General features: G+C 59.3%; 8 protein-coding genes and 1 pseudogene. All 9 read right to left on the bottom strand.

The window, feature by feature from the left end:
* Window positions 1-461 (bottom strand): annotated as a pseudogene (locus tag Q1W68_RS14285) (Tn3 family resolvase); the annotation flags it as partial.
* Between the two features lie 179 nt (window positions 462-640).
* On the bottom strand, window positions 641-970 hold the full coding sequence (locus Q1W68_RS14280; protein WP_300651534.1) for a helix-turn-helix transcriptional regulator: 330 nt from the start codon (window positions 968-970) through the stop codon (window positions 641-643).
* Window positions 967-1350: a type II toxin-antitoxin system RelE/ParE family toxin gene (locus Q1W68_RS14275; protein ID WP_300651532.1), complete on the bottom strand. Its 384-nt coding sequence runs from the start codon at window positions 1348-1350 to the stop codon at window positions 967-969. Before Q1W68_RS14275 ends, Q1W68_RS14280 begins: the two co-directional genes overlap by 4 nt.
* A 304-nt stretch (window positions 1351-1654) precedes the next feature.
* Window positions 1655-1813, bottom strand: coding sequence for a hypothetical protein (locus Q1W68_RS14270; protein WP_300651530.1), 159 nt, complete (start codon window positions 1811-1813; stop codon window positions 1655-1657).
* 44 nt (window positions 1814-1857) lie between these two features.
* The gene (locus tag Q1W68_RS14265) at window positions 1858-2115 is read right to left on the bottom strand and encodes a hypothetical protein (protein ID WP_300651528.1); all 258 of its coding nucleotides are present in this window, start codon (window positions 2113-2115) and stop codon (window positions 1858-1860) included.
* On the bottom strand, window positions 2112-2180 hold the full coding sequence (locus Q1W68_RS14260) for a DUF4113 domain-containing protein (protein ID WP_300651537.1): 69 nt from the start codon (window positions 2178-2180) through the stop codon (window positions 2112-2114). The genes Q1W68_RS14265 and Q1W68_RS14260 overlap by 4 nt, the downstream gene beginning before the upstream one ends.
* Before the next feature lie 72 nt (window positions 2181-2252).
* Window positions 2253-2648 carry a hypothetical protein gene (locus tag Q1W68_RS14255; RefSeq protein WP_300651525.1) on the bottom strand — a complete coding sequence of 132 codons (396 nt, stop codon included), beginning with the start codon at window positions 2646-2648 and terminating at the stop codon, window positions 2253-2255.
* 815 nt (window positions 2649-3463) lie between these two features.
* A complete protein-coding gene (locus Q1W68_RS14250) occupies window positions 3464-3994 on the bottom strand; it encodes a hypothetical protein (protein ID WP_300651523.1) in 531 nt (176 codons plus the stop codon).
* A 908-nt stretch (window positions 3995-4902) separates the two neighbouring features.
* Complete coding sequence (locus Q1W68_RS14245) at window positions 4903-6441, bottom strand: IS3 family transposase (RefSeq protein ID WP_300716970.1); 1539 nt, start codon at window positions 6439-6441, stop codon at window positions 4903-4905.
* Window positions 6442-6533 lie beyond the last annotated feature (92 nt).

Here is a 6533-nt window from a genome sequence, read left to right as displayed (position 1 = left end):
TCGTCGGAGCGGAATCCGCGCCAGAACCCCAGCAGCATCAGACTGCGGTTGCGCGCGTGGCGAAGCAAAGCCGGCTGGTCACCGGAGCGCTGGGCATTGCTGATGGCAGCGTCGAGCCACTGATCGATCTGCTGGAGCACCGCCAGTTCCAGCGGGCGCGCGCGCTTTTCTGGCGCGGAGTGGACGGAGCGGATGCCTTTGAGTACCTGGCGTACCAGCGGCGACTTCGTGGGGTCGGGGAAACCTTGATCGGTATGCCAGCGGGACAGCGCGGCCAGCCGCTGGCGCAGCGTGTTGATGGCCAGGGTCGCCGCATGGTCGGCCAAGTAGCGGGAGATGGCGTCGGCCGTGGAAGGCAGTAGGCCCTTCCACTCGATCTCGAAATGGCGAATTGCGGAGGCGTAACTCCTGCGCGTGTTGTCGCGCTCGGCGGCCTCGATGTATTGGGCAACACGGGTCATGTGACGGTCGTCAGGCTGCTTTCCCGTCAGGAGGATTGGCGTCGACCGATGTTATGACGGCAGCGGCCATCGCATCGGGCACCGCCGACGCCAACAGCAGCTCACCGGTCCACATGCGAGCAACAGCTGACAGGCAAGCGTGTCGCAAATTGGGTTGAGCCTGATGCTGCGGGGCGAGCTCAGGCAAACTGCAACTCGATCTTGCCGGCGCGGCGGCGCACCGGGCCGACCACGATCTTCACATCGTGACCCAGCCTGGCCACCAGTTCCAGCAGCTTGGCTTCGCTGACGCCGCGGAATTGGCCGCGTGTGATGCGCGAGACCTTGGATTGATCGATGCCCAGCAGCGTCGCAGCATCCTCTTGCGTCAGGCGGCGTGCCTTGATCGCGCGCGCGATCTCACCGGCCAGCTGGGATTTGCGCGCCATCTCGGCCGCGTCGGTGTAACCCAGGTCGGCGTAGACATTCGTGCCACCTTCTTCAATGGTGATGTCGTTGTGTGCATTCATTTGCGTACTCCTTGCTGTGCCAACCATACCTCGAAATCTTGCTTTGCGGCCTTCAGGCGGATATTGATCAGGTCCATATCTGGCTTGGGCGTTGCGATGCCGCTTTTGGATTTCTTCTGGAAGCAGTGCAGAACATAGACCCAGCCGGCGAACTTGACGGTGTAGACAGCCCGGTAGGTGTCTCCCTGGTGGTCCTCGACCACCTCCAGCACACCGGCCGAGCCGAAACCCGTCATGGCCTTGGCATCCTGGTGCTTGCCGCCGGCTTGCGCCAAGTCGATGGCATGGCCGAAGACGTCTTTGACATCCTCTGGCATGGCATCCAGATCGCGCTTGGCGGAGCTGACCCATTTGATGGGTTTGCGCGCTTGCTTCAACATCGCCTCAATTATGCCCGTTTAGGCATACCGCCGTCAACTCGCCGAAAGCCAAACCTCGGGCAATTCACGCATGCACCGGCCGTGCCCGCCGACGCCGAATGATCAGCATTTCCCCAGGCCGATTCTCCGTCCCTGACGTGTATTGGAGTTGACCCACTTCAGTGGACGGTTACTGGTTTGATTCTCAAAAGTTTGGGGTGGTTGCTCGGCGTGCTCGGTGGTGGAGAAGAACGTGCAGGACATCATCATCCCCGCCAAGAGGTGAAGGGCGTTCGAACTACGGATGATCCCTCTAGCCCCTGCTCTAAAAGGGCGTTGGTGAACGATAAACCTTCACTGGACCCGCGCCTTCGTACACCATCTCACCGTTGACAATCACGATCACAATCCACCAGTCGTGCACCTCGATGACGTGGTATTCGTGAGGCTCCAGCGGTAGGGGCGTCTCGCGGTAGCTGTTCACGCCATCAGGTTTGGGATGCCACAGTAACGTCGGATGTTCAGTCATCAAAATGGCGCTTCGGATACGAAAACATCAACCGGACCCGGACCTTGGTAAACGGCTTCACCGGTGACCACGACCCTCACAATCCACCAGTCGTCTCGCTGCTCCACTTCATAGGCTACCGCAGGCAGTTCGAGCACGGTCTCCACCGGGAATGGAATCCCATCCGGCACTGGGTGTCGTAGCAGCGTCGGATGCCCTGGAGGAAAGTTCACGGTGGGCGTCATACGGGTGGGGGTATGCGAATTGTCCTTGATCACGCCCTCGCCACCGGCACATCCTCAAGCCTCGTTGTGTACTGAGGGGTTCGGCGTTCCTGCTTCATCCCCATCCATGAGCCGCATTCCGATCATGAATTTCTACTCGGAACTCGGAAGCTCGCGCGACAGTTCGATGCTCAGAGTGCCGTGATGTCGGTCCGCACCGGCCAACGCAGCGCGCCGGTGGTGGACCTTTGCGCCGTCGCCTCGAACTCGTGTTGCAGCACCAGCGTGTAGCGACCCGGGCGCGGCGTGCACAGGCGGTAGCCGTCGTGCATCGCATCGAGCGTGATGCCGCCGCTTTGCGGCGTGTGCAGGCGCCAGGCGTCGACCTCGGGAGCGCTCATGCGCAAGGTGACGCAGAAGCCGCGCTTCATGTTGGACACCACCACCAGCCGCTGCTGGGCGCTCCAGTCACCATCGGCATCGGCGTCCAGCACCACGGGGTGGCTGTTTTCCAGCACGCGTATGAACTGAGGGATGATGATGCGGAGTTCTAACTCGGTGCTGGACTTTTCCAAGCTGACCAGCACGCTCTCGCTGCTGCTGGTCGAGGGGGGCAGCAGCAGTGCACAGGCGGTCAGTACGGGGATGAGGGGGCGCGTGCAAGCAACCATGACCCACTATAGGCCTCAGATCAAGAAAGATGACCCCCATAGGAGGTCAAGCCGGGATACGGCCAGTTTTAGCTCATAAGCGTCAAAGTCACTAAGGATGGCTTACTTTATGCGGGCATTCAGTCGGCCACGCGGAGTCGGCCCCCTCCCGATAGCTCACACGACCGGCTCTCTATGCCTTGGAAAACTTGGGGCAGCTCCTATCCATTGCGACAGCGCGCCCTTGCCGCGCTGTCGCAAATGGCCTGGTCATATGTCATCGTGCCCTCAACCACCGCCGCGGCGTCCGCCAGAAATCGTGGCGTGGGTTCATGGCCCGCAATCCACGTGTCGTAAGAGACTGGGCCATCGCATCGCGGCGCTCCTCCTTCGTGGTCATGGCGACTCCTCAACCCCAAGAGGACGCCAAGCCATCAACTCTGCGCTGTGCAGCTTTGGATCGAACCGATTTAGCAGGTTCTCCAGCGCGTGCCCGGGATGAAACGCCGCGATCCCGCAGCCGCGAAGCGGGGCGAGGCACCTCCTGCCGACTTGCTTTTTGGGTCATGCTAACGATTTTCCTCCTGGAGCGCCCCGCGACGTCAATCAATCTGTCGCATCGACGCTTGCCCACACCCTGGTAGCCCGCATCGGACTGCCCAAGTGCGCGGAACCGCAAGTGGGAACGTGCATGCACAAGCCGTCAACGACCGAGAATCTCTCTCTGCGAATGTAGAGGGGGATGTGAATTTCTAGTCTTGGCTTGAGGGGCTGTTAGACGTTTCTCCCCCCTTCGCAGCGGGCTCACCAAGGAAATGAATCTGGGGCAACCGCTTGGAGTCTTCTCGTGACTGCAGAAAGATCAGTTCAAACTCACGGCTGCTGATCTGGCGCAGCTGAAAAGCATGAATTTCGCACATCTCGACGATCGCGGCGATCTCCTCAGTCTTGGGTTGGCAGTAGCGCCAAGCGCCAGTGACCGTGCAGCGCACACGAATCGACTCCAACGCCTCGAAGGCTGCATCCAATATGGACGTGAGCCCTTTCACCACGCCCATGCGCTCTACCCGTCGAGAGACCACCACCGCCAAGCGTAGATCCTGCCACGACATCGCTGACTTCTCGGGGACAGTCAGGTCGCCACATGACCGCTTCAGCGACTCTGCCAAGCCGGTGAGGGTCGCTGGATCAATCTTGGCCGCTCTTGTCGCGGCGAGTTCGAAAGTGTTGGTGGCGGGTTTCCACCGTGGCACAAATGGCTTGTTTCGCTTCTTACTGACCATGGATCAATGTGTACAACGTGACAAGATGGCTGGCGCCGGCGTCGATGTCAATGTCGCTTCGGCCAGATAAGACCTCATGCGATAGATGTGGGGCAGAGCCATGCGCAGGAGGTTTGGTGCCCGCTATGGAACGTATCACATGTTCTTTCGACCAACTCCATCTCAGTCTGCTCAGACTCGTGGGCAAGGTTGTGGGCCAGATCCTGAGGCGCGCGCTCGAAGCGCTGCGTGAGCACCATGTGGACCTTCTTGCGCGTGACGATCTCCACATTGACGAGATCAGTTTTGCATAGCGACCTATTCAAGCGTCTGCCCGGGGCGGGGGGCATGCCGGCCGGGTTAAACGGGATGCCTGAGGTGCTTCCAGCAGCTCTCGATTGCACATTTCGATGGCATTGCGTTAATACACCCGCCGCATAAGGGTCTGCGACGAAGCGCGCATGGTTTTCCACAGACATATCCCCTGAATCAGGGGATATCTCACCGCCACATACGCTCGCTGCAGTCACTGTGGGAACGACCTCGAAACCCCTCTCAACTCGCTGCATCGACGCCGGCACCGCCAAATAGATACTCACAAAGTATCAACAGAAAATCCTGAATGACTCCAGCGGTCTGGTCAAGCTCGCACCTGTAAGTATTTGCGGCGCCAGAACCGAGTGCCATGGACCGCTCAGGTACTGAACTGATGCCCGTCAACAAGGCCGTGACCTGCCCGATCCCAGTTTTGAACTGACCGGATTCAGGGGAGGCGTCACGTTTTTGAACTCATCGGTCTTGGGTGAGTAGATATTTCGGCTTCATATCTGCTCCAATAAAGCCGATAAACGCACTAAAGAACAGTATCGATTGTTGAGTTCCACTGATCTCTGACCCGAGGGGGGTGCGGATAAAAACTTGGACTGGTTTTATGCCGCAAGTCCAAGGCTCACCCGGTATTCGATCGGGCTGAGGGCCCCCAGGGAGATCTTGATCCGCTTCTCGTTGTACCAACGGATGTAGTCGTCGAGCACCTCAATGAACTGCTCAACTGTGACGCTCTTCCAGTCCCGAGGATAGAACAGTTCATTCTTCAACCGACCGAAGAAGCCCTCGCACGCTGCGTTGTCAGGCGAGCAGGCCTTGCGGGACATCGAGCGGGTGAGCTTGGCCTCGCTCATTCTGGATAGCCAGCCAGGCCAGCGGTAGTGACCTCCGCGGTCTGAGTGGACCACTGGTCGATCGCTTGTCTCTGTGACGGTCTCGATGGCTGCATCCAGCATGGTGTTGACCAGCTCTGCATCCGGACTCGTGCCGATGGTCCAGCTCACCACCATCCCGTCGAAGCAATCGATGATCGGCGACAGGTAGACCTTGCCTGCAGGGATCTGGAACTCCGTGATGTCGGTCAGCCATTTCTTGTTGGGGGCTGCTGCCTGGAAGTCACGGTTGATGATGTTCTCTGGTGCCGGGCTGATCTCGCCCAGGTAAGACGCATACCGACGCCTCTTGGGTTTTGCAACGACCAGGCTCTCTTGCTTCATCAGCCGCTGTATCACCTTCTCGGAGATCGGGCCTTGCTCTCTGGCCAGTGAGGCTTGCAGCCTGCGGTAGCCATAGCAGCGGTGATTGGACTCGAAGATCTCGGTGATGGACTGGCGCACCCTCACGTACTTGTCTCCGATTGCCGCGCGGGCCCGATGGTAGAAGTACGAGCTACGCGCAAGACCCAACTGTGCAAGGAGCTCTGGCAGGCCATAGTGCTCCCTGAGGGCGTCAATCAGCAGTGTCTTCTCCCGGTTGGACAGGAGTTGCAGATCGACGCCCAGGCCTTTTTTTAACAGTTCGTTGGCCTTGTTCAAGAGGTCCTGCTCAAGGCGCAGTTGCCTGACTTCGTGGCGCAGTATTTCAACCTGGCGCTCGAGCTCTTCGCGCTCTTGCGCCTGCGGTGATCGATCGGTGTGTTTCATTGATGCGGGTGCCTCACGCCCCAGAAGCTGGTTCTTCCAGTTGTACAACGTTGGTCGGCACACGCCGAGCCTGTCGGCAACAGCCTGTGCACTTTCCTGCCGGGTGCAAAGCTCCATCACTCCCGCTTGCTTCAAGGACTCGGGATACCTTCGTTGGCCCACATTGCCAACGACAGCCCTCCTGGCCTCAGGGAATGCCTCACGCACCCACTTGGTAAGCGTCCCACGACCGGGGTAGCCCAGCGCCCTCATGGTGGCCGCGATACACCGGTCATGGGTGAGGTAGTGCTCGATGGCTGCAGCCTTCTGCGCCTGCGAGAACTTCGGTTTACGGCCTGCGTAGCCAGCGGACAAGTCGAGCTTGAACTGGTACTCGTTGTACCAACCCTTCAAAGAATTCTTCGTCGGATAGCCCAGCTGCCGTATGGTGGGCCTGACGCGCTTGCCCAGCTTGATGTAGAGCTCAACGGCTCGGATTCGATCTTCGTAGGAATACATGAACTACCTCCTGGTAGTCCAAGTTTTCGTCCGCACCCCCGAGATTTCCATCGAATGCTGACCCACCCGCTTGTGTGAGCAAAGCAGCTCAC

The organism is Hydrogenophaga sp., assembly GCF_030158645.1.
In the GTDB taxonomy this organism is placed as follows: domain Bacteria; phylum Pseudomonadota; class Gammaproteobacteria; order Burkholderiales; family Burkholderiaceae_C; genus Hydrogenophaga.
Note: the sequence above shows the minus strand (reverse complement) of the source record. Positions and strands in the feature narration are given on the sequence as shown.